The following is a 22,294-nucleotide window of genomic DNA, read 5'->3' as shown; positions in this document are numbered from 1 at the left end:
GCGCTTTTTTTACACAATATTGAGTAAAAAAGGAACACTATGCATATTAACGCAGCGTTTGACAGTGGCAATATCGACGTGATCAAGGCCGAGTCGCCTGATGATATTCGCCTGGCGATTCGTAAAGACCATCAGTCGGACTTTTACCAGTGGTTTCATTTTAAGCTTTTCGCAGAAGCGGGTGCCGAACACGTGATGACCATCGAGAATGCCGGCAATGCCGCGTACCCCGATGGCTGGAAGGATTATCAGGCGTTAGCGTCTTATGACCGCGAAACCTGGTTCCGGGTACCGACCGAATACAATGGTAAAGAGCTGACCATTCGTCACACACCGGAGCAAGAGTCGGTGTTTTACGCGTACTTCATTCCTTATTCGTACGAACGTCATCAGGATCTGATCCAGTCGGCGCAACAGTCGGTCGACTGCTATCACGAGCTGTTGGGTGAAACCCTTGACGGGCGCGAGCTGAACCTGTTGATCGTCGGTGAACCGGCGGAACATAAAAACACCATCTGGGTAACCGCACGCCAGCATCCGGGCGAGAGCATGGCCGAGTGGTTCATGGAAGGTTTTATCGCGCGCCTGCTGGACGATGAAGACGGTGTGGCACGCAAGTTACTGGAAGATAATGTATTTTATCTGGTTCCTAACATGAATCCTGACGGCAGTGTGCGCGGCCATTTACGCACCAATGCGGTCGGTACCAACCTGAACCGCGAGTGGGCAGAGCCTAGCCTGGAAAAAAGTCCGGAAGTGTTTTACGTGTTAAAACGCATGCAGGAAACCGGCGTCGATATGTTCCTCGATGTGCACGGTGATGAAGCGCTGCCGTATAACTTTGTCGCTGGCTGTGAAGGCATTCCGTCCTACGACGAGCGTCATGAGATGTTGGAAGAAACCTTTAAAGCCGCGCTACTGGCAGCCACGCCGGAATTCCAAACCAAATTCGGTTACGAGCGGGATGAGCCGGGCAAAGCGAACATGACGGTTGCTAACTCGGCCGTGGGTGAGCGCTTTAAGTGCCTGTCTTATACGCTGGAAATGCCATTTAAGGACAACGCCGATTTGCCGGATGAAGATTTTGGCTGGTCAACGGCGCGCTGTCAGCGTTTGGGTGAAGACGTTTTGACGGCAATATTGGCAGTCTCACCGAAATTGCGTTAATAATAGACAAATAACCAACAGCAACAATAACAATAATTAGGGGAGCGAACGTTGGAAACGCTTAATAATTTTCTACTATGGATTGACGGGTTTTTAGGCTCTGCCGCCTATTTCCCGTTTCTTTTACTTGGGGTGGGTTTGTTTTTTACCCTGTATCTTGGATTTCCGCAGGTGCGCTACTTTCGCCACGCCTGGAAAGTGCTTGGCGGTAAGTTTGATAAGAAAGACTCACAAGGTGATACCAGCCACTTTCAGGCCTTATCAACGGCGCTGTCCGGTACCGTCGGTACCGGTAACATCGGTGGTGTTGCGCTCGCGATCTTCTTAGGTGGCCCGGCCGCCATCTTCTGGATGTGGATGACGGCGTTTATGGGTATGACCACCAAGTTTGTGGAAGTGACCTTATCGCATAAATACCGCGTTAAAACCGAAGACGGCACCATGGCCGGTGGTCCGATGTACTATATGGACCGTCGCCTGAACATGAAGTGGTTGGCGGTGATTTTCGCCATTGCCACCATCATCAGCTCCTTCGGTACCGGTAACATGCCGCAAATCAACAACATTGCTCAGTCGATGGAACAGACCTTCCAGATCGACCCGGTGATTACCGGTGCGGTGCTGTCGATTCTGCTGGCGATGGTTATCATCGGTGGTATCAAGCGGATTGCAGCCGTAACCTCTAAGATCGTACCGATCATGGGTTTCCTGTATGTGGTCGGTTCACTGAGTGTGATCCTGTTCAACATCGATAACATTGGCGAATCGTTCGTGTCGATTTTCCGCGATGCCTTTACCGGTTCCGCGGCGGCAGGCGGCTTCCTTGGTGCAAGCTTTGCGTATGCCTTTAACCGTGGCGTTAACCGTGGCTTGTTCTCGAACGAAGCGGGTCAGGGTTCGGCACCTATTGCACACGCTTCCGCACGTGCTAAAGATCCGGTCTCTGAAGGCCTGGTGTCGATTCTGGAACCGTTCCTGGACACCATTTTGATTTGTACCTTAACGGGTCTGGTGATCCTGTCGTCGGGCGTTTGGACGCAGAAGTTTGAAAACAACTTTGCCCGCAGTGACCTCGACTTTATTGTCGGTGAATACACCGATACTGAGCAGGCCGATCGTGAGGCGCTGTACGCCTATCTGAACCAGACCTCGGATAATGACATTGAGCGTTACACCGGGACCGTCGAAGTGGTCAACGGCGAAGCGCAAACCAACGGTCAGTTTACGATTCTGCACGCGCGTTCGGTTGCTGAAGACGTGCGCTTTATCGTTGCCGGTGAAGACGCCTACAGCGGTACCGTTCGTGTCGAAAACGGCAACCTGATCAAAGAAGACATCGAAGTGGTCGGTAAGTCACTGGTGCATTCGGCGGCACTTACGTCATTGGCTTTTGCTAACGGTTATTTTGGTGATTACGGCCAATACATCATTCCGTTAACGCTGCTGATGTTTGCGTTCTCGACCGCGATTGCCTGGTCCTATTACGGCGACCGTGCGGTGGTCTATCTGGTTGGCCAGAAAGGGGTGATGCCTTATCGCATTATTTACGTTGCCGGCTTCTTCTGGGCGTCGTTTGCCGATACCACCCTGGTATGGACAGCGTCGGCCGTTGCCATCGTGTTAATGACGCTGCCGAACTTACTCGGCATGATTTTATTGCACAAAGAAATGAAGAGTACGGTTAAATCCTACTGGCAGGATTTTAATAAGGAAAACAAATCAAAATAACGATTTGTGATGATGCAGAAACGGCCGGTCTTTGACCGGTCGTTTTTTTATCCTGGGCTGAACCTTGAAATTATGGTGAAAAGCCTTATATTGCAAGGATTGCGCGAAATAACCCTGGATTTTAAAAAGCGGGAATTAATAACGTTATGGCTTTAGCTGAATGTCCGTCGTGCCGAAAGCGCGTGTCATCGAAAGCAAAAGAATGCCCCCATTGCCAATTTGTGTTTGCGGGTCAGTCGGAACAGGATCTTGAACGCGAGTTTGTTCGCATCCAGCAGGAAAAACGCGATAAACTGGTGTCGCGGTCAATGCTGGCCTTGTTGTTGGCCATCGCCGGGTTTGTCTATTTGTTTCTGCAACAACCATTGCCCGAGACCTGGCAGTACAACGTCGCCATCGGCGTGTTGATTGTCGGTTTATTGTGGTTTGTTATTAATCGAGTGCAACTTCTCTTTATTAAGCGAAAACGGCGATAGGTGATACCCAGTGCAGTTTGATGATTTAATCAATTCAATGAGTCGTGAGACTTACGATCGCTTAGTCAGCGCAGTAGAAACCGGGCGTTGGCCAGACGGCAATAAACTGACCGACGAGCAGCGCGAAAATTCGTTACAGTTGGTGATGGCCTATCAAGCCCGTTTCATTCCTTCGGATCAGCACATGACGCTGAGCAAAGACGGCACCATGCTGATGAAAAGCAAACGCGAACTTAAACAGCAGTTCAGTGACAACGCGGAGCAGCCGATTGCGCGCTTCTCATTGAATGCGGCAAGCGACGAAACCAATCAATAAGGATTTCCATGTTTGATCTTAACAGTAACAGTGACTTGCTGTTGCAGTGCAAAGCGGTTACCGCTGACGAACCCGATTTAATCGCTAACCTGGCTAATATCAGTGCTATTATTTTTGATGGTATGGCCGATATTAACTGGGCAGGCTTTTATTTTGCGCGCAAGCCGGATGAATTGGTGCTGGGGCCGTTTCAGGGCAAAGTCGCTTGTGTACGCATTCCCTTTGGTAAAGGGGTTTGTGGTACTGCGGCTGCAGAAAAACAGTTGCAGCACGTTGACGACGTGCATCAGTTTAGCGGTCACATCGCCTGTGATGCGGCGTCAAACAGCGAAGTAGTGGCTCCTATCATCGTTAACGGCGAGGTCGTGGCGGTGCTGGATATCGACAGTCCGTCGGTGGCGCGCTTTAGCAAAGAAGATGCCCAACAAATTGGCTTGATTGCGGACTATTGTGCGCAGTTAGACTGGACGCAGCTGTAATTTATGTTGGATAAATTTGACGTTCATTTGTATTTGGTGAGCCACAACGACACCTGGTTTTTTGAGGACCAGAGCGAGTTAGCGGCTGATAATATCAATGAAATGTTGCATTTAATTAACCAGTACCAACTGGAATCTGATACGTTAGAGCAGTTGGAAGAGGCCGTGCGCAGAACATTATTTGACTGGATTGAAGCGCCTGCTTTACTGGATTTAGAATTCGAAGAAATGGACGATTATGTACGTTCCGTTTTAAAAGTTGTTCGAGAACAGGAAGAAGATTGGAATGAATGAACCGGCTAAGCTCACCAAGAGCAAAGATGTTATCGCGTATTTGGCAGAACAGTTTCCGCAGTGCTTTTCGCTAAAAGGAGACGCCAAACCGCTTAAAATTGGCATCTTTGACGATCTAGCCAAGCGCCTTGAAAACGACCCGATGGTCAGTAAAACCCGTTTGCGTACGGCATTGCGCCATTACACCAACAGTTGGCGCTATCTGCACAGTGTCAAACAGGGTGAACAGCGCATTGATCTGGATGGTAACGCTGTCGAGCCGGTTACTGAAGAGCATCAACAACACGCGCAAGAATCGTTGAAAGAATCGAAAGCGAAAGTGGCGGCGAAGAAGAAAGAGCGCCAGGCAGAAGCCGGTGAAGGCGATGCTAAGAAACCTCAGGGTAAACGTGCGGAACGTGCCAAAGTTCCTCCGAAAGCGGCTAAACCTTCTGCGAAAAAACCACGTAAGAATGTTCATAAACCAGCGCCAAAACTGGATGACGTGGAACTTAATGCCTTGTCTATCGGTCAACAGGTTCAGGTAAAAGCCGGTCATCAACCGATGCCGGCTACGGTCACCGAGATTGATAAGGATGATATTCAAGTTCGTCTGGATAACGGCTTGAGTATGAAAGTAAAAATTGCGAATCTATTCGTAAAAGCAGAATAACGTTTTCGTTAAGAAGTAGGAGTCGCCCAATGAAGTATCCGTGGTTTAAAAAGAGCGCTCTGGCACTGTTGCTGGTGTCGCCGTCACTGCTGGCGATTCCTCCCAGTCATGAGGTTTCGGAACTGCCGCAGCTTGAGCAGGAGAGCCATCACGATACCGCTGCTGAACGCGCAACGGCGTATTTCACGCGTTATCACTTTTCGCAGCCAACGCTGAATGATCAGCTGTCTGAGCAAATTCACGAACGCTATCTGAAACTGCTGGATTTCAACAAGATGTTTTTGTTGCAGTCCGACATTGACGCTTCGGAAGAGTACGCACAGCTGTTCGACGATATGTTAGAGAGCGGCGAACTGGATGTTGCCTACGATCTGTATCAGACCAGTTTAAAAAGACGTTTTGAACGCTATGAATACGCGCTGTCGCTGCTCGATGAAGAAAAGCCAATGGACTTCACCGTTGAAGGCGACAAGTATTATTACGATCGCGAAGAAGAGCCGTGGGCGAAATCACGCGAAGAGTTAGACGATCTGTGGTATTCACGGGTTAAATACGACGCGCTGAATTTGAAACTGGCCGGTAAAGAGTGGCCGGAAATCGTCGAAACGCTTGGTAAACGCTATAACAGCGCGCTCAACCGGTTAACCAAATCAAAAAGTGAAGATGTGTTTCAAACCTTGATGAACGCCTTTGCGCGTTCGGTTGAAGCGCACACCAGCTATTTGTCACCGCAAAACTCCGAACGCTTCCGCCAGAACATGAATCTGGAATTGGAAGGCATTGGTGCGGTGTTGCAGTCGGAATACGATTACACCGTCATTCGCAGTCTGGTGCCCGGCGGTCCGGCAGATAAAACCGACCAACTGTCACCGGAAGATAAAATCATCGCGGTCGGCCAGGGTACTGGTGACGACGCGGAAGACTTTGTTGATGTGATCGGTATGCGACTGGACGATGTGGTCGATATGATCAAAGGTCCTAAGGGTACCGTTGTACGGTTACAGGTGCTGGAAGCATCGCAGGGTGCCGGTGGCACACCCAAGGTCGTTGAAATTACCCGCGACAAGGTAAAACTTGAAGACCGTGCAGCTAAGCTGGACGTGAAAACCATGGACGACGGGCCTTATCAAGGCCGCAAAATGGGCGTTATCGAAATTCCCGGGTTTTACAATAACCTGACGGATGATGTCCGTAAGCTGATTGATGAACTGGACGATAAATCCGTTGAGGGCTTGATTGTTGACTTACGCGGTAACGGCGGCGGGTCACTGGCGGAAGCCATCAACCTGAGCGGACTCTTTATCGACCAGGGACCTATCGTACAGGTTAGTGACGGCCGTGGTCAGGTCGACGTCAGCGCGGATCGTGACGGCAAAACTTATTACGATGGCCCATTGGTGGTGATGGTTGACCGCTACAGTGCGTCGGCCTCGGAGATCTTTGCGGCGGCCATGCAGGATTACGAGCGCGCTCTTATCGTTGGTGAAAACACCTTTGGTAAAGGCACCGTGCAGCAACACCGTGGCCTGACCCGTCGTTTTGACTTCTTTGATAAGCCACTGGGTAGCGTGCAATACACCATTGCGAAGTTCTATCGGATTGACGGCGGCAGCACCCAGTTAAAAGGGGTTCAGCCTGATATCGTATTGCCTTCCTATGTGGAAGCGTCAGAGTGGGGCGAAAGCAAAGAAGACAACGCGTTACCGTGGGATAAGGTCGATAAAGCGCCGTATCGTGCGGTCAATAAGGTTAACCGCAGCGAGTTGCCCGAGCTGCAAAGCGCAGCCAACCAACGGATTGAGCAAGATCCGGAGTTTGATTACATTTTCGATGAAATCAAACGTCTGCGCGAAGAGCAGGACAAGACCTGGGTAAGCCTCGATATTAATGCCCGCAAGGCGGAGCAGGAAGAGCAAAAGGCACTGCGTCTGCAACGCATCAACGACCGCTTAAAACGCATGGGCAAAGAGCCGGTCGAGGAAATTGATGAGGTTGACGACGAGGTGTTGGAAATAGATCCTTACCTGCAACAGGCATTAGCCATCGGTTTTGATTACATTGACGATACCCAGTTAGTGCAAAACAAAGGCTAATGGCCACCGCTAGTCTGTATAAAAAACCGCCGGTCACGGCGGTTTTTTATTGTTTGCGTGGCAAATAAGGGCGTTTTGTGGTCAACTATTCCGTTATAAAAAATTGACCTAAAGCAACAATGAAAATAACAAATACAATATCCAGCCGTTGGTCAAGCCGACTGTCTTTCGTTTTAGCTTCCGCAGCTGCGGCCGTGGGCCTTGGTAACATTTGGAAGTTCCCTTACGTTATGGGTGAGAACGGCGGGGGCGCCTTTGTCCTTGTCTATCTGCTCTGCATTGCGTTTATTGGTTTACCGATCATGATGGCCGAAGTGGTCATCGGTCGGCGTGGCCGTCACTCACCGGGCTATGCCGCCAAGGCGGTGGCCGAAGAGTCCGAAAGAAGCTCAGGCTGGCAAGTGGCCGGCTGGCTGGGCATGCTAACCGGTTACCTGGTGCTCAGTTTTTATGCCGTAATTGCCGGCTGGGGCCTGGCCTACGTGGTAAAAGCCGCGCAGGGCGCCTTTACCGGTGCCAGTCCTGACCAGATTGCCGCCAGTTTTGGTGATTTACTGGCATCGCCCGGGCAGTTAACGCTGTGGCATACGCTGATTATTGCCGCTACCGTCATTGTGGTTGGTAACGGTGTTAATAAAGGCCTGGAGCGCTCCGTACGGTTCCTGTTGCCGGCGATGATCCTGCTGTTGGTGGGTATTGCCATCTACTCCGGTGTTATCGGTGATTTTTGGCAAGCGTTCCACTTTATGTTCGATCCGGATTTTAGCAAGTTGTCGGTCAACGGCGTCATGATCGCCTTGGGACATTCTTTCTTTACGCTGGGTCTGGCTTCCGGTGTGGTGATCATGTACGGCGCCTACTTGCCCAAAGAAACCTCCATTGTGCAAACCAGTATTTGGATTGCGGTGTTGGATACCTTTGTCGCGTTGTTAGCCGGGCTGGCCATCTTCCCGTTGGTGTTTGGTTTCGGCCTAACTCCCAGCGAGGGGCCGGGACTTATTTTTACCACGTTACCGATTGCCTTCAGTGAAATGCCGGCCGGTGCCGCGATTGGTACGGTGTTTTTCGTGATGCTGGTGATTGCGGCCTTTACCTCGGCGATCGCGATGATTGAGTCGTCGGTGGCGTTTGTGTCCGAGAAGTTTAACCTTGGCCGCTGGGCGGCGACGCTGGTCAGTGGGGCGGTGTTGTGGCTGTTGGGTCAGTTAACCGTGCACTCGTTCGCCGGTGCCGGCTGGACGAAGCTGGATCTGTCCTTCTTTGGTAAGCAACTGGGCAGTATTTTTGATCTGATCGACGCACTGACGTCCAGCCTGTTGTTACCTCTTGGCGGACTATTGCTGGCGATATTGGCCGGCTGGGTCATGCAACGACAATATTCTGAAGATGAACTGGATAGTACCAAAGGCCTTTACGATATTTGGCTGTTGTGCCTGAAATATGTCGCGCCAATTGCTATTATCATCATCTTTTTGCAGTTAATCGGTGTAATTAAACTTTAGGTTGCTCATAAAATGACACAAACAACAAAACAACCGTCGTTGCTACAGGCGTTGATCCCGCTGTTAGCACTGATTGTGATGCTCGCTTCGTCGGTCTACTTTTTTGGCGAAGATTCCTCCTACGGCCCCAACCAGATCGCGCTTTGGGTCGCATCGGGTATTGCCATTCTGGTCGGCTTTCGTAATGGCTTTAGCTGGGCGCAAATCGAAGAGGGCATCACCGAGGGGATTTCCGTTGCGCTGGGAGCGATGCTGATCATCCTTGCGGTTGGTTCTCTGATTGGTACCTGGTTACTCTCCGGTACGGTGCCGACATTGATTTATTTTGGCCTGGAGCTGCTTAACCCGAGCCTGTTTTACGCCGCCAGCTGCATCATTTGTGGCGTTGTTGCACTGTCCATTGGCAGTTCCTGGACGACCGCCGCCACCATCGGTGTGGCCTTGATGGGTGTCGCTTCCGGGATGGGGCTGGAGCCGGCGATTGCGGCCGGCGCGATTGTCTCCGGTGCGTATTTTGGTGACAAAATGTCACCGTTATCGGACACCACTAACCTGGCGCCGGCCGTCAGTGGTACGGACTTGTTCTCGCACATCCGCTACATGGGCTATACCGCCGGTCCGGCGTTCATTATTTCAGTGATTATTTTCCTGTTCCTGGGCTTAAACGCTGAGACCAATGTCAGTCTGGCGCGCCTTGAGCAAATGCAACAGCAACTGGTCGGTACCTTTAATATCGGCTGGGAAATGTTGGTACCGTTATTGGTGTTGCTGTATCTTGCCGCAACGCGTAAGCCGGCGTTACCAACGGTGTTTTTCGGTGCCTTGTTAGGCGGTGTCTGGGCGCTGATCTTCCAGCCTGATATCGTTGAGCAGATGGCAGGGGATGACAGCCTGCTGGCCGGCATTAAAGTGGTGTGGCTGGCAATGTCCGACGGCACCACCGTCAGTACCGGTAGCACCAACCTCGACTCGCTGTTGAGTGGTGGCGGTATGGTCAGTATGCTGAACACCTTATGGTTGATCCTCAGTGCCATGACGTTTGGCGCGATCATGGAAAAACTGGGCCTGCTGAAACGCTTTATTCAGGGCATGCTGAAGTCGGCGAAGACCGTCGGCTCGTTGATTACCGGCACCATTTTTACCTGTTTTGGCGCCAACGTCCTGACGGCAGACCAGTACATGGCGATTGTCCTGCCGGGACGGATGTTTAAAGAAGAATACGCGCGTCGCAACCTTGATCCGCGGGTGCTGTCTCGTACGTTAGAAGACAGTGGTACCATCACGTCGGCGCTGATCCCATGGAATACCTGTGGTGCTTATATGTTCAGTGTGTTGGCGGTCAGCCCGTTTGAATACGGCATCTATGCGTTCTTTAACTATCTGACGCCGCTGATTGCCATTTTGTTCGCCTATACCGGCTGGACCATTTTGTACCTGAAACCCGGCAGCGACGCACAAACACAAACGCAGTAAATAGTGGAAGGTTATGTCACAGAAAACAGCGAAGTATCGTAAAGATTATCAGGCACCTGCATTCACCATCGAACAGGTCGACCTGACCTTTGAGCTGGACCCGCAGCAAACCCGTGTTACCAACACCATGGTGGTGACACGGCAGGGGACTCATGACGAGCCGCTGGTGCTTGACGGTGAAGCGCTGACGTTAATTTCTTTGACGCTGGACGGCGATCCGGTGAGCGCCGACGACTATTCGGTGACCGATCAGCAATTAACCCTGAACACGGATAAGTCACGGTTTACCTTGACCGTCGTTAACGACATTAACCCGAGCGAAAATAAAGCGTTGGAAGGTCTGTACCTGGCACAGAATACCTACTGCACTCAATGCGAAGCGGAAGGCTTTCGACGCATTACCTATTACCTTGACCGGCCGGATGTGCTGGCAAAATTCACCACCACCGTTATTGCCGATAAGCAGCAATACCCGTTCCTGTTATCAAACGGTAATTTGATCAAACGCGACCAACAGGGCGATAAACACATCGCGGTGTGGCAGGATCCTTTCCCTAAACCGAGCTATTTGTTTGCCTTGGTAGCGGGTGATTTCGATGTACTGCGCGATACCTTCACGACGTGTGAAGGCCGCACCGTTGAGCTGGAATTGTTTGTCGATAAGGGTAACCTTGATCGCGCCGAGCATGCCATGACCTCGTTAAAGAATGCTATGCGCTGGGATGAACAGCGTTTTGGTCTGGTCTACGACCTGGATATCTACATGATCGTGGCGGTTGATTTCTTCAACATGGGCGCGATGGAAAACAAAGGCCTGAACGTCTTTAACGCGAAATATGTGCTGGCAAATCCGGCAACGGCAACCGACCAGGATTTTCTGAATGTGGAATCGGTGATCGGTCATGAATATTTTCATAACTGGACCGGCAACCGCATTACCTGCCGCGACTGGTTCCAACTGAGCCTGAAAGAAGGTCTAACGGTTTTCCGTGACCAGGAATTCAGCTCTGATCTGGGATCTCGGGCGGTCAACCGTATTCAGGACGTCAAAGTGATCCGGTCGCATCAATTTACCGAAGATGCCGGGCCGATGGCGCACCCGATCCGTCCGGATAAAGTGCTGGAAATGAATAACTTTTACACCGTTACTGTGTACAACAAGGGTGCGGAAGTGATTCGTATGATCCACAGCTTGCTTGGCGAAGCGGGCTTCCAGAAGGGCATGAAGCTGTACGTTGAGCGTCACGACGGTCAGGCGGTTACCTGTGAAGATTTTGTCACGGCGATGGAAGACGCCAACGGTGTTGATTTTACCCAGTTCCGCAATTGGTACGCGCAGGCGGGCACACCGCAGGTAAAAGCGGATGTGGCTTACGACCGCGCCAAACAGCAGGTGCGACTGACGCTACGCCAACACACACCGGCGACCCCCGGACAGGATCACAAAGATCCGTTTCATATTCCGGTCAAAGTGTCGGCACTGGCTCCGTCAGGCGCCGTGATTGAATTGTCCGAGTCGTTACTGGAACTGACGGAAAAAGAGCAGACCTTCGTACTCAACGGCGATTTTGCCAATAAATTAGCGGCCGATGAACAGCCGGTGCTGTCGTTATTTGATGACTTTTCCGCACCGGTTAAAGTCGAACGTGACATCCGTCAGCAGGACCTGCTGGTACTGATGGCTCACGCGCCCGATCCGGTCAGCCGCTGGGATGCATCACAGCAATTGTTTGCGTCGTTAATCCATCGAGCCATTGCTGCGCAGACGACAGTGAAGCTGGACGATGATACGGTCGCAGCCTGCCGTGCGTTGTTGCAGTCAGACTCGGATCCGGCGTTGATTGCGCTGGCGTTGACGTTGCCTAATGCAGCGACGCTTGCCGACAGTTATGACGAAATTCCGGTTGAGCAACTGCGGCATAACCTGCAACAACTGAAACGCCAATTGGCCGCAGCGCTGGCTGAGCCGATGCAAGCTCGCTATGACGAACTGACTGAGCAACTGCGCAGTCATTCTTACCAATTAGAAGGCCGTGATATCGCGATGCGCCAGTTGCGCAACACCTTGCTGCTGTATCTTGCCGAAGTGAATACCGAGGCAGACTGGTTTGTTGAACAATATCAGCTGACCGACAACATGACCGATACACTGGCGGTGTTACAGGCAACGGCCTGGACTCAACACCCGGCGGCAGAGGATTTGCTGCAACGCTTCGACCAGCGTTGGCAGGGTGAAAAACTGGTGATGGATAAATGGTTCCAGACCCAGGCGCTGGCCGACCATGAGCGTACCGTTGAGCGTGTGCAACAACTGATGCAACACAGCGACTTCAGTATCGATAACCCGAACCGGGTGTACTCGTTACTGGCGGCGTTTACCCAGAATCTGGCGCAGTTCCATCGTGCCGATGGCGCCGGTTACCGACTGGTGGGTGAGGTCATCGAACGGCTTAACAACAGCAATCCACAAGTGGCTTCGCGGTTACTCAGTGCCTTTATGTCATGGAAACGTTATGACCCGGCACGACAGGCATTGATGAAGCAACAACTGGAACAATTGCAGGCGTTGCCGAAGCTGGCCAGTGACTTGCAAGAAAAAGTAGAAAATAGTCTTTCTGCATAACTATTTAGCCGTTTAATCAGTAACACTCTGGCGTCACCGAAAAAATGAATACAGCGTACGAATTTTCGCTCGCAATGAGCTACCAGGAATTCACCGAAATCTATTACGGCGGTGGCGCTCAACAATTAGTTGTTACCTCTACAAACGGCACCCGTGTTGCTATTCCGGCCGGTCGTATGGTGCCTTTTGTCGACTCTCGCGGCGTCCGTGGACTGTTTCGGTTGACCGTTGATCAGAACCATAAATTCGTCGCGCTGGAGCGCTTGCGCTGAGCGAATTCTCATAATTATGTTGTTTAACGTCATAACCTGCAGTGACTGCTGGTCTAAAGAGTGAACTATTCGGCGAAATAGCGTTGAAAGCCCGCGGTAAATGTTCGACAATAACATCCATCATAGATTATCGGGCCGTGGGTCGCTGTTCGGCTTACCTACGACGTTTCACTAATAAAGCTCAAGGACACTGCAATTATGTCGTTGGTCGATGGTCAAACTCCAGTTTTACTGGAGAAAGTTTTTGATCTAATCAAGAACAAAGTCCCTTCTTCTCAGTCTCAACTGGTACAGGAGTTTACTAAACGTCTGTATCGCAACATTGCCTCTGATGACCTCAGTCACCGAAACGACAGCGATATGTATGGCGCTGTGTTAGGTTTATGGCATAGCTTTAACGAATACAAACCCGGTGATAAGGCACTGATCAAAGTGTATAACCCTGACGTTCCAAACGACGGCTGGGAATCACCGCACACCATCATCGAGATCATCCAGAGCGACATGCCGTTTATGGTCGACTCGGTACGGATGGCCTTGCAACGTATGGGCATCACCACGCACCTGCTGTTGCACATGCCAATCAGCCATAACCGTGATGACAACAACCAGGTCACCGAGATGCTGAAGCCGGGTACTCGTGGTGAGAACCATGTGGACACGGTGTTCTTAATCGAAATCGACCGTCAAACCAGCAAAGATGAAATCAAGGCGATTCGCAAAGAACTGATTTCGGTGATGGAAGAAATCAGCCTGGCGGTCAGCGACTGGCAGCCAATGCGCGAACGCCTGAAAGACGTTTCAAACGAAGTGTTGGATGAACGTTACCCGGGTAGCAAGCAACACAAAAAAGAGATCCAGCGTTTCTTGAGTTGGCTGGCAGACGATAATTTTACCCTGATTGGTTATCGTGCGTATGACCTGCAGCCGATTAAGGGTGACCACGAGCTGAAACAAGTCTCCGGCAGCTCATTGGGACTTATGCGCAATTCCATCAGCGATAAAGGCCGGTTGATTTCAACTCTGCCGGAAGATGGCCGCGAAATCAGTCATGACGACCGTATTTTGCTGTTGACCAAGACCAATTCTAAGTCGCGCGTACACCGTCCGGCGTATTTCGACTATATCGGCATCAAACGTTTTAACGATGACGGCGAAGTGATTGGTGAAGAACGTTTCATCGGTCTGTACTCAGCGCATTTCTATAACGACAGTGCCCGTGATATTCCGTTGGTGAGTGAGAAGATCAAACGGGTGCTCGACAGTTCTGGTTTTGCACCGCAGTCACACGCGGCCAAAGCACTGCTGAATATTCTTGAGACCTACCCACGCGACGAAATTGTGCAGGCGGACGAAAACGACTTGTTGGAAGTTGGCTTGGGCGTGCTGCAAATGCAGGAACGCGATATGACGCGGGTATTTGTCCGTCGTGACATCTTTGGCCGTTTTGTATCGGTGATGGTGTATGTTCCGAAAGAGCGTTACAACACCATTTTACGCCAACGCACCCAGCAGATCCTGCAGCGTACCCTCAACACCGACTACGATGTTGACTTTACTACCTATTTTTCAGAGAGCTCGCTTGCTCGCACGCATTACACCGTTCGCTTACGCGAAGAACAACAGGACGTGAATGTGAAAGAATTGGAACAGAATCTTATTGAAGCCGCCCGTACCTGGGAAGATAACTTTGAACGTATCGTTCAGTCGTCGTTTGGCGAAGCTAAAGCCACACAGTTATTGAAGCGTTACGGTAGCGCGTTCCCACGGGCCTATAAAGAAGAAGTGCTGCCGTCGGTTGCGATCTCTGACCTGAAGCAACTCGAGTCGCTGGATGACGAGCATAAGCTGGGTATGGTGCTGTACCGTGCGCAGGAGGAAAAAGACGACAGCGTTCATTTGCGTCTGAAGTTGTTCCATAAAGATCAGCCAATCCATTTGTCGGACGTATTGCCGATGCTGGAAAACTTCGGCCTGCGAGTTATCGGTGAAAGCCCGTACCCGATCAAAACCGCCGATGGCGTAACTTACTGGGTACTGGACTTCCAGATGATCCACACCGGTGGTCCGTTGGAGCTGGAAGTTACCCGCGAGCTGTTCCAGGATGCCTTTGCGAAAGTCTGGAAGGGCGAGCTGGAAGACGACGGCTTTAACCGCTTAGTGTTGGGTGCCGGCATGACCGGTCGTCAGGTGACCATTTTACGGATGTTCGCGAAGTACATGCGTCAAATCGGTACTACCTTCAGCCAAAACTACATCGAAAGTACCTTCAGCAAGTATCCGTTACTGGCTAAGCTGGTGGTGAAAATGTTCTTTACCCGCTTCCAGCCGGGCACCAAAGATGCCAAGAAGAAACTGGAATCGCTGCATACCCGCATCAACAGCGAGTTGGATAATGTGGCCAACCTTGACGATGACCGTATCATCCGTCGCTATGTGGAATTAATTGATGCGGCGTTACGCACCAACTTCTTCCAGCAGGATGCGGAAGGTAACGACAAGCCTTACATCTCGGTTAAGTTCCTGCCGGAACTGGTGCCGGAAATGCCGTTGCCATTGCCGAAGTTCGAAATTTTTGTGTATTCACCGCGCGTTGAAGGTGTTCACCTGCGTGGCGGTAAAGTTGCCCGTGGTGGCCTGCGTTGGTCTGACCGTCGGGAAGACTTCCGTACCGAAATTCTTGGCCTGGTCAAAGCACAGCAGGTTAAGAACACCGTAATTGTTCCGGTTGGCGCGAAAGGCGGCTTTATCTGTAAAGCACTGCCGGAAGACCGTGAAGGCATGATTGCCGAAGGTCAGGCGTGTTACAAGACCTTTATCCGTGCGTTGCTGGATATTACCGACAACATCGTCGAAGGCGAAATCGTTGCGCCGGAAAATGTCGTCCGTCATGACGAAGATGACCCGTACCTGGTGGTTGCGGCCGATAAAGGTACTGCGACCTTCTCGGATATCGCCAACGGCATTTCAGCGGAATACAATTTCTGGCTGGGTGATGCGTTCGCGTCTGGTGGTTCGGTTGGTTACGACCATAAGAAAATGGGCATTACCGCCCGCGGTGCCTGGGAGTCGGTAAAACGCCACTTCCGTGAGATGGGCATCGACTGTCAAACCACCGACTTTACCTGCGTGGCCATCGGTGACATGGGTGGCGACGTATTTGGTAACGGTATGTTGTTGTCAAAACACATCCGGTTGCAGGCGGCGTTTAACCATCTGCACATCTTTATTGACCCGAACCCGGATGCTGCCAGCTCCTGGAAAGAGCGCGAGCGCCTGTTTAAGATGCCGCGTTCAAGCTGGGAAGACTACAATAAAGAGCTGATTTCGAAAGGCGGCGGTATTTTCAACCGCAGCGCCAAGGCCATTGAACTGAGCCCTGAAATGAAGCAAATGCTTGGTTCACAGAAGAAATCGATGACCCCAAATGAGCTGATCAAAGCCTGTCTGACCATGAAGGTCGACCTGATTTGGAACGGTGGTATCGGTACTTATGTGAAGGGCAAACAGGAAACCGATTCGGATGTTGGCGACCGCGCCAATGACGCGTTGCGTGTTAACGGCTCTGAGCTCAATGCCAAAGTTGTGGGCGAGGGCGGTAACCTTGGCTTTACCCAATTAGGCCGGATTGAGTTCGCACAGAAGGGCGGCCGCATCAATACCGACTTCGTTGATAACGTGGGTGGTGTTGACTGCTCGGATAACGAGGTCAACATTAAGATCCTGCTGAATGGTTTGGTCAACAGCGGCGACTTAACCAAGAAGCAGCGTGACCAATTACTTTATGACATGACCGAAGAAGTGGCTGAAATTGTACTGGATGACTGTAACCGTCAGACTCAGTCGATTTCGGTTACCGCTCTGCGTGGCGCGGATCAGATCAAAGAACTGCAGCGCTTTATTCATGAGTTGGAGCGTCAGGGTTCGTTGAACCGTTCGCTGGAGTTTTTACCCAGTGACGATGAACTGGCAGAACGTCAGGCGGCCAACAAAGGCTTAACGCGTCCGGAGCTGTCGGTAATCACCGCGTACGGCAAGATGGTCTTGAAAGAACAGTTAATCACGGACGAGATCACAGAAGATCCTTATCACTCGCGTGAACTGTTCGATTCGTTCCCGAAACCATTGCGTGAACGCTTTGCCGAGGCAATGGAGTCGCACCCACTGAAAGGTCAGATCATCGCCACTAAACTGGCGAACAATATCGTTAACGATATGGGACCAAACTTCGTGCTGCGTAAGCAGGAAGCAACCGGTGCAACAGTTGCTGAAATTGCCACCGCTTACGTGGTCGCGCGCGAGTGCTTCCGGGTCGAAGAACTGTGGGAGCAGATCGAAGCGCTGAACAACAAGGTGCCGGCCGAATCTCAGAACGAGATTTTATTCCAGCTGCGCCGTATGGTTCGTCGCGCCACGCGCTGGTTCCTGCGCCACCGCAATCCATCGTTGCACAGCATTCAGGAACACTTAGCGTTCTACATGCCGGCGTTTGATGACTTGCGTGAAAATTGCCTGAACTACATGACCGACGATGAGGCCAATGTGCTGCGTGAAACCGCCAGCAAATACGAAGAGCTTGGTTATCCGGCCAAGATCGCGAAGCAAGTTGCTTGTCTGAGCACGGTCTTCTCGGCCATGGACGTGGCGGAAATTGCCCATGACACCGAGCAAGCCTTTGATACGGTAGGTCGCTTGTACTTCTTCCTGGGTGCGAAGTTGAATCTGCACTGGTTCCTGAACCAAATCAACGCGCAGCCGGTGGCCAACCATTGGCAGGCACTGGCTCGGGCGGCGTTCCGCGAAGAGCTGGACTGGCAGCAGCGTTCATTGACGCTGGTGGTGTTGAAATCGACCTCACAGGACAGTGCACCGGAAGCTCGTTTACAAGAGTGGATGGAGCAGAACGAAGTGCTGTTGCAACGTTGGCAGAGCATGCTGTCAGATTTCCGTACCACGAAGAGCCATGAGTTTGCTAAGTTCTCAGTGGCACTGCGGGAACTGATGCTGTTAAGTCACAACTGCGCGCCTAAGGTGATCGGATAGTGTATTCGGTCATCAGAAGCTGGTTATTTAAGCAAGACGCAGAGCGCTCGCACGATTTAATTCTGGGCGCGCTGCGGCGCTTTAGCCGTACTCCGTTGTCGCTGTTTTGGCGGCAACGGTTGCCGTCGAAACCGGTCACGGTAATGGGGCTAACCTTTGATAATCCGGTCGGGCTTGCCGCTGGCTTAGACAAGAATGCGCGTTGTATCCATGCCTTTAGCCAAATGGGCTTTGGCTTTATCGAAGTGGGGACGGTAACACCGCGACCACAGCCCGGTAATCCGAAACCTCGTTTGTTCCGGCTGACGGCGGATGAAGCCATCATCAACCGCATGGGCTTTAACAACGACGGTGTTGAAGCGCTGGTCGAGCAGGTACAGGCCGCGCGCGCTAAGGGTTTTAACGGTGTGCTCGGCATCAATATCGGTAAAAACAAAACCACCGAAGAAGCGGACGCGCTGGACGACTATCTGCAGTGTCTGGACAAGGTGTATGCACTGGCGGACTATGTCACCATCAACATTTCCTCACCAAACACACCGGGACTGCGTAACTTCCAGCACGGCGATGCACTGAATTCGCTGTTGGCAGGACTCAAGCAGCGCCAGTCTGAATTGTCGGAAGTTCACGGGAACTATGTTCCTATCGTGGTGAAGATCGCACCGGATCTGAGTGACGAAGAGGTCATCACCATGGCCGAAGCGTTTAATCAGCAAGGCATTGACGGTGTGATAGCAACCAATACCACGCTTTCGCGGGATGGTTTACAGGATCAGAAACTCGCTCAGGAAGCGGGCGGTTTGAGTGGTCCTCCGGTAAAATCAGCCAGTACCCGGGTGATTAAGTTACTGCGTCAACATCTACGCGATGAACTGCCAATCATTGGTGTCGGCGGTATTGATTCGGCCACTGCGGCAAAAGAGAAGCTGGCAGCCGGTGCGAACCTGGTGCAGGTTTATACCGGGTTTATCTATCACGGACCGAAGCTGGTTAAAGAGATTGTTGAACAGTTGTGAGCGCGTATTACAATTAACACTTGTAAGCGCGCCGCGCTTTTAGTATTTTATCTGACCAATTCTAACTCTAACAATAATTAACAAAGGATTGATTTTGCGAGATTCAGCGCAGTGGTTCTGGTGTTATAACCCGGAACAAAAACAGTTGGCAATCGACACCGGCGACGGTGAGCCGCTGGTGCTGCCGTATAAACCGCAACAACTGGTTAATATCGGTTTTTCGCAACAAGGCTTTGACGTTGAAGACGCCAATGCCTATCAACAGGTGTTAGAGTTTCTGCAGTCCTACCATCAGGACGCTTTACCGGTAGAACCCCACAAAGCGGCATTGTGTGCCTTGGGTTTTTGTCGTTTTGGCTGTCCGCAAATGCCACAAAGCTGGCACTTCCAAAAATCTGATCTGGAACAGTGGCCACAACAACGACAGTTGTGTGAGCTAAACTCAGGCTTTGATCAAGGCTTGTTTTTAATTCTCGAAATGGATGACGAGTTTGCCAGCTGTATGCTGTTGAGTAAGCGCATGCAGGTATCGGCGATTAAAACCTTGCGCCAGTTTCAGGTGATGAAAGTGCTGAATAACCGCTTATTGCCTGCCACCATCGATCTTGCCACCGCGGCACAAAAGCAGTGGAATACCAAACTGGCATAAGTGTCACGAGCCGGTTGATAGTTCACAGACGCTAAGTATTCAAGAAACAACGGTTTTGTGGTTAAAAGGTCAGTTTGAATGTTTATCAGGAAGTCTTCTTTGGAAGGCCTCGGAAGTGGTTGCGGGGGCAGGATTTGAACCTACGACCTTCGGGTTATGAGCCCGACGAGCTACCAGACTGCTCCACCCCGCGTCCGAGTGAGATGCATACTAAGGGCGTTTGAGCCTTTACGCAAGTATTATTTCACGATTATGACGCGTTTGCTTAAATAGCAAACAAATCGTCTACTTCCTCAACAAAGGTGGATGAATACAGACACCACCGCCGCCATTCTGTATAATCACAAGCGATTTATTCCTAAGAAAAGAGATTAGCTAATTTTGATGCAAACCTATTTTATTGCGTGTGCCAAAGGCATAGAACCACTGTTGTTTGACGAGTTACAGAGGCTCGGCATTGAGGACGTAAAACAAACCATGGCCGGTTGTCAGATAACAGCATCGCTGCAACAGGCGTACACCGTGGCGCTCTGGTCGCGGTTAGCAAGCCGCGTGCTGTTGCAACTGGGCAAAGCCGAGGTCACAACGGCTGCCGATATTCAGGCCGTGATAACGCAATATGACTGGCAGCAAGTCATGACGTCCTCAGCCACGCTGGTGGTCGACTTTAACGGTCACAGTGATGAAATCCGCCACAGTCAGTTTGGTGCGCAGGTGGTGAAGGACGGCATCGTCGATTACTTTAAAGCGCGCGGACTGGGTCGTCCTAACGTTGATAAACAGCACCCGGATATTCGCATTGCAGCACGGTTGCACAAAGGCGAACTGGTGTGGTCACTGGATTTTAGTGGTGACAGCCTGCATCGACGCGGTTACCGTCAGCAGCAGGGGGAGGCACCGTTGCGTGAAAACCTCGCGGCTGCTGTGCTGTACCGTGCTGGTATTAGCGAGCAATTGCAGCAGCCGACGTTCAATTTTTATGACCCGTTTTGTGGTTCCGGTACCTTAGTGATCGAAGCGGCGCTGATGGCGTTGGATTGTGCTCCGGGACTGGGCCGCGCTCATTGGGGCTTTCTGCACTGGCAGGGGCATCAGCCATCGCTCTGGCACGAATTGTTGGAGCAGGCAGAACAACGCTTTAAACAAGCTCGGGCGAGTTTTACCGGGGTCATCAAAGGCACTGACAGTAGCCCGCGGTTGATTGATGCCGCGCGCGGTAATGCCAAGCGAGCGCTGCTCAATCAGATCGTCGAGTTTGAAGCCTGCGATGCGCTGGATGCAGAGGCTCCCGCAGAGGCCGGGTTACTGGTGACCAATCCACCGTATGGTGAACGATTGGGTGAAGAAGTCGAAACGCTGCTGTTATATCGTCGTTTCGGACGCCAGTTAAAAGCCCATTTTAGCGGCTGGCAGGTGGGCATTTTAGCCGGTGACGAAAGCCTCTTGAAGCGTCTTAAACTGCGCAGCAGCAAAAAATATAAATTACTTAATGGTGCTTTGGATGTCACTTTAGCCAACTATGACTTAACCAAAGAGCAACCAGAATTTACCGAAAATCAGGGTAACGACATTGCCAACCGGCTCAAAAAGAACCACCAGAAGCTGAGTAAATGGGCGGCCAAAGAGGGCGTTGAAGGCTGGCGTTTGTATGATGCTGACTTACCCGATTATAACGCCGCAATTGACGTGTACGGAGACTACCTGGTGGTGCAGGAATACGCACCACCGAAGACCATTCCGGAAGGCGTCGCCCGCGACCGACTTTGGCACTTACTGGAAACCATCAGTGATGTGCTGCCGTTTGCTGAAGAAAACATCATTTTAAAGGTGCGCCAACGTCAGGCTGGCAGTCAGCAGTACCAAAAGCGTAATGAACGCAGTGAAAGCGTGACCCTGTCGATACGCGAGTATCAGGCCTTGTTCGAAGTGAACCTGACGGACTACCTGGATACCGGGCTGTTTCTTGATCACCGTCTGGTGCGCAAAGAGTTGTTTGATAAGTGTCAGGGGCTGGATGTGCTGAACCTGTTTGCTTACACCTGCTCAGCATCGGTGCAGGCGGCGTTAGGCGGTGCTAATCGAGTGGTGTCGGTGGATATGTCGAAAACCTATCTGCAGTGGGGTAAGCGCAACTTTGATCTGAACGGTCTGCGCGGCCGACAGCATCAGTTTATCCAGGCCGATTGCTTTAACTGGTTGCGGGACAACCGCGACATCGAGCCGTTTGATGTGATTTTTCTGGATCCGCCGACCTTTAGTAACTCAAAACGAATGGAAGGTACACTGGACATTCAGCGCGATCATGTCGGTTTAATTAAGACCGCAGCGCGGCTGTTAACCGAAGACGGTGTTATCCTGTTTTCCAATAATCGCCGCAAGTTTGTCATCGACGAGGCTGGCCTGGAAAAGGCTGGCTTCAGCGTCAACGACCAGACACAGGCGTCGATTCCGGAAGACTTTAAGCGCCATAAAGGCATTCATCACTACTTTATTATTTCGCGTATTTAACCG

General features: G+C 51.4%; 16 protein-coding genes and 1 tRNA gene. 16 read left to right on the top strand and 1 reads right to left on the bottom strand.

Annotated features, from left to right (window positions below; all coding sequences use genetic code 11):
- Positions 1-39: 39 nt before the first annotated feature.
- The 15 genes from CWE23_RS09400 to CWE23_RS09330 all read left to right on the top strand — a co-directional run bounded on the left by CWE23_RS09400 (position 40) and on the right by CWE23_RS09330 (position 19,783).
- The gene (locus tag CWE23_RS09400; RefSeq protein WP_105306389.1) at positions 40-1,167 is read left to right on the top strand and encodes a M14 family metallopeptidase; all 1,128 of its coding nucleotides are present in this window, start codon (positions 40-42) and stop codon (positions 1,165-1,167) included.
- A 51-nt stretch (positions 1,168-1,218) separates the two neighbouring features.
- Positions 1,219-2,895, top strand: a complete 1,677-nt coding sequence (locus tag CWE23_RS09395) for an alanine/glycine:cation symporter family protein (protein ID WP_105306390.1) — start codon at positions 1,219-1,221, stop codon at positions 2,893-2,895.
- Positions 2,896-3,041: 146 nt separating this feature from the next.
- Positions 3,042-3,371 (top strand): hypothetical protein, encoded by a 330-nt coding sequence (locus CWE23_RS09390; protein ID WP_105306391.1) that lies wholly within the window; start codon positions 3,042-3,044, stop codon positions 3,369-3,371.
- Between the two features lie 10 nt (positions 3,372-3,381).
- Complete coding sequence (locus CWE23_RS09385; protein ID WP_105306392.1) at positions 3,382-3,687, top strand: YeaC family protein; 306 nt, start codon at positions 3,382-3,384, stop codon at positions 3,685-3,687.
- Positions 3,688-3,695: 8 nt separating this feature from the next.
- Positions 3,696-4,166 (top strand): GAF domain-containing protein, encoded by a 471-nt coding sequence (locus tag CWE23_RS09380; RefSeq protein ID WP_105306393.1) that lies wholly within the window; start codon positions 3,696-3,698, stop codon positions 4,164-4,166.
- A gap of 3 nt (positions 4,167-4,169) precedes the next feature.
- Positions 4,170-4,460: a hypothetical protein gene (locus tag CWE23_RS09375; protein WP_105306394.1), complete on the top strand. Its 291-nt coding sequence runs from the start codon at positions 4,170-4,172 to the stop codon at positions 4,458-4,460.
- Positions 4,453-5,112: an RNA chaperone ProQ gene (gene proQ, locus CWE23_RS09370; RefSeq protein ID WP_105306395.1), complete on the top strand. Its 660-nt coding sequence runs from the start codon at positions 4,453-4,455 to the stop codon at positions 5,110-5,112. The genes CWE23_RS09375 and proQ overlap by 8 nt, the downstream gene beginning before the upstream one ends.
- Positions 5,113-5,141: 29 nt before the next feature.
- A complete protein-coding gene (gene prc, locus CWE23_RS09365; RefSeq protein WP_105306396.1) occupies positions 5,142-7,205 on the top strand; it encodes a carboxy terminal-processing peptidase in 2,064 nt (687 codons plus the stop codon).
- A 119-nt stretch (positions 7,206-7,324) separates the two neighbouring features.
- Complete coding sequence (locus CWE23_RS09360) at positions 7,325-8,707, top strand: sodium-dependent transporter (protein ID WP_105306397.1); 1,383 nt, start codon at positions 7,325-7,327, stop codon at positions 8,705-8,707.
- A gap of 12 nt (positions 8,708-8,719) precedes the next feature.
- Entirely contained in the window at positions 8,720-10,180 is a 1,461-nt protein-coding gene (nhaC, locus tag CWE23_RS09355) for a Na+/H+ antiporter NhaC (RefSeq protein ID WP_126820077.1), read from the top strand.
- Between the two features lie 13 nt (positions 10,181-10,193).
- The gene (gene pepN / locus CWE23_RS09350) at positions 10,194-12,803 is read left to right on the top strand and encodes an aminopeptidase N (protein ID WP_126820076.1); all 2,610 of its coding nucleotides are present in this window, start codon (positions 10,194-10,196) and stop codon (positions 12,801-12,803) included.
- Between the two features lie 44 nt (positions 12,804-12,847).
- A complete protein-coding gene (locus CWE23_RS09345) occupies positions 12,848-13,075 on the top strand; it encodes a DUF2835 family protein (RefSeq protein ID WP_105306400.1) in 228 nt (75 codons plus the stop codon).
- A 198-nt stretch (positions 13,076-13,273) separates the two neighbouring features.
- Positions 13,274-18,118: an NAD-glutamate dehydrogenase gene (locus tag CWE23_RS09340; RefSeq protein ID WP_105306401.1), complete on the top strand. Its 4,845-nt coding sequence runs from the start codon at positions 13,274-13,276 to the stop codon at positions 18,116-18,118.
- Positions 18,118-19,134 (top strand): quinone-dependent dihydroorotate dehydrogenase, encoded by a 1,017-nt coding sequence (gene pyrD / locus CWE23_RS09335; protein ID WP_198678823.1) that lies wholly within the window; start codon positions 18,118-18,120, stop codon positions 19,132-19,134. The genes CWE23_RS09340 and pyrD overlap by 1 nt, the downstream gene beginning before the upstream one ends.
- A gap of 94 nt (positions 19,135-19,228) precedes the next feature.
- Positions 19,229-19,783, top strand: a complete 555-nt coding sequence (locus CWE23_RS09330) for a cell division protein ZapC domain-containing protein (protein WP_105307722.1) — start codon at positions 19,229-19,231, stop codon at positions 19,781-19,783.
- A 116-nt stretch (positions 19,784-19,899) separates the two neighbouring features.
- Here CWE23_RS09330 and CWE23_RS09325 read toward each other — a convergent pair.
- Positions 19,900-19,976 (bottom strand) — tRNA-Met (locus CWE23_RS09325).
- Positions 19,977-20,167: 191 nt separating this feature from the next.
- On the opposite strand from CWE23_RS09325, the gene rlmKL reads away from it, so the two are divergent.
- Positions 20,168-22,291 (top strand): bifunctional 23S rRNA (guanine(2069)-N(7))-methyltransferase RlmK/23S rRNA (guanine(2445)-N(2))-methyltransferase RlmL, encoded by a 2,124-nt coding sequence (gene rlmKL / locus CWE23_RS09320; protein WP_126820110.1) that lies wholly within the window; start codon positions 20,168-20,170, stop codon positions 22,289-22,291.
- Positions 22,292-22,294 lie beyond the last annotated feature (3 nt).

The sequence above is a fragment of the Idiomarina aquatica genome, assembly GCF_003987185.1.
Classification (GTDB): Bacteria; Pseudomonadota; Gammaproteobacteria; order Enterobacterales; family Alteromonadaceae; genus Idiomarina; species Idiomarina aquatica.
The sequence above is the reverse complement of the archived record's forward strand: the minus strand, read 5'-3'. Positions and strand labels throughout refer to the sequence as shown.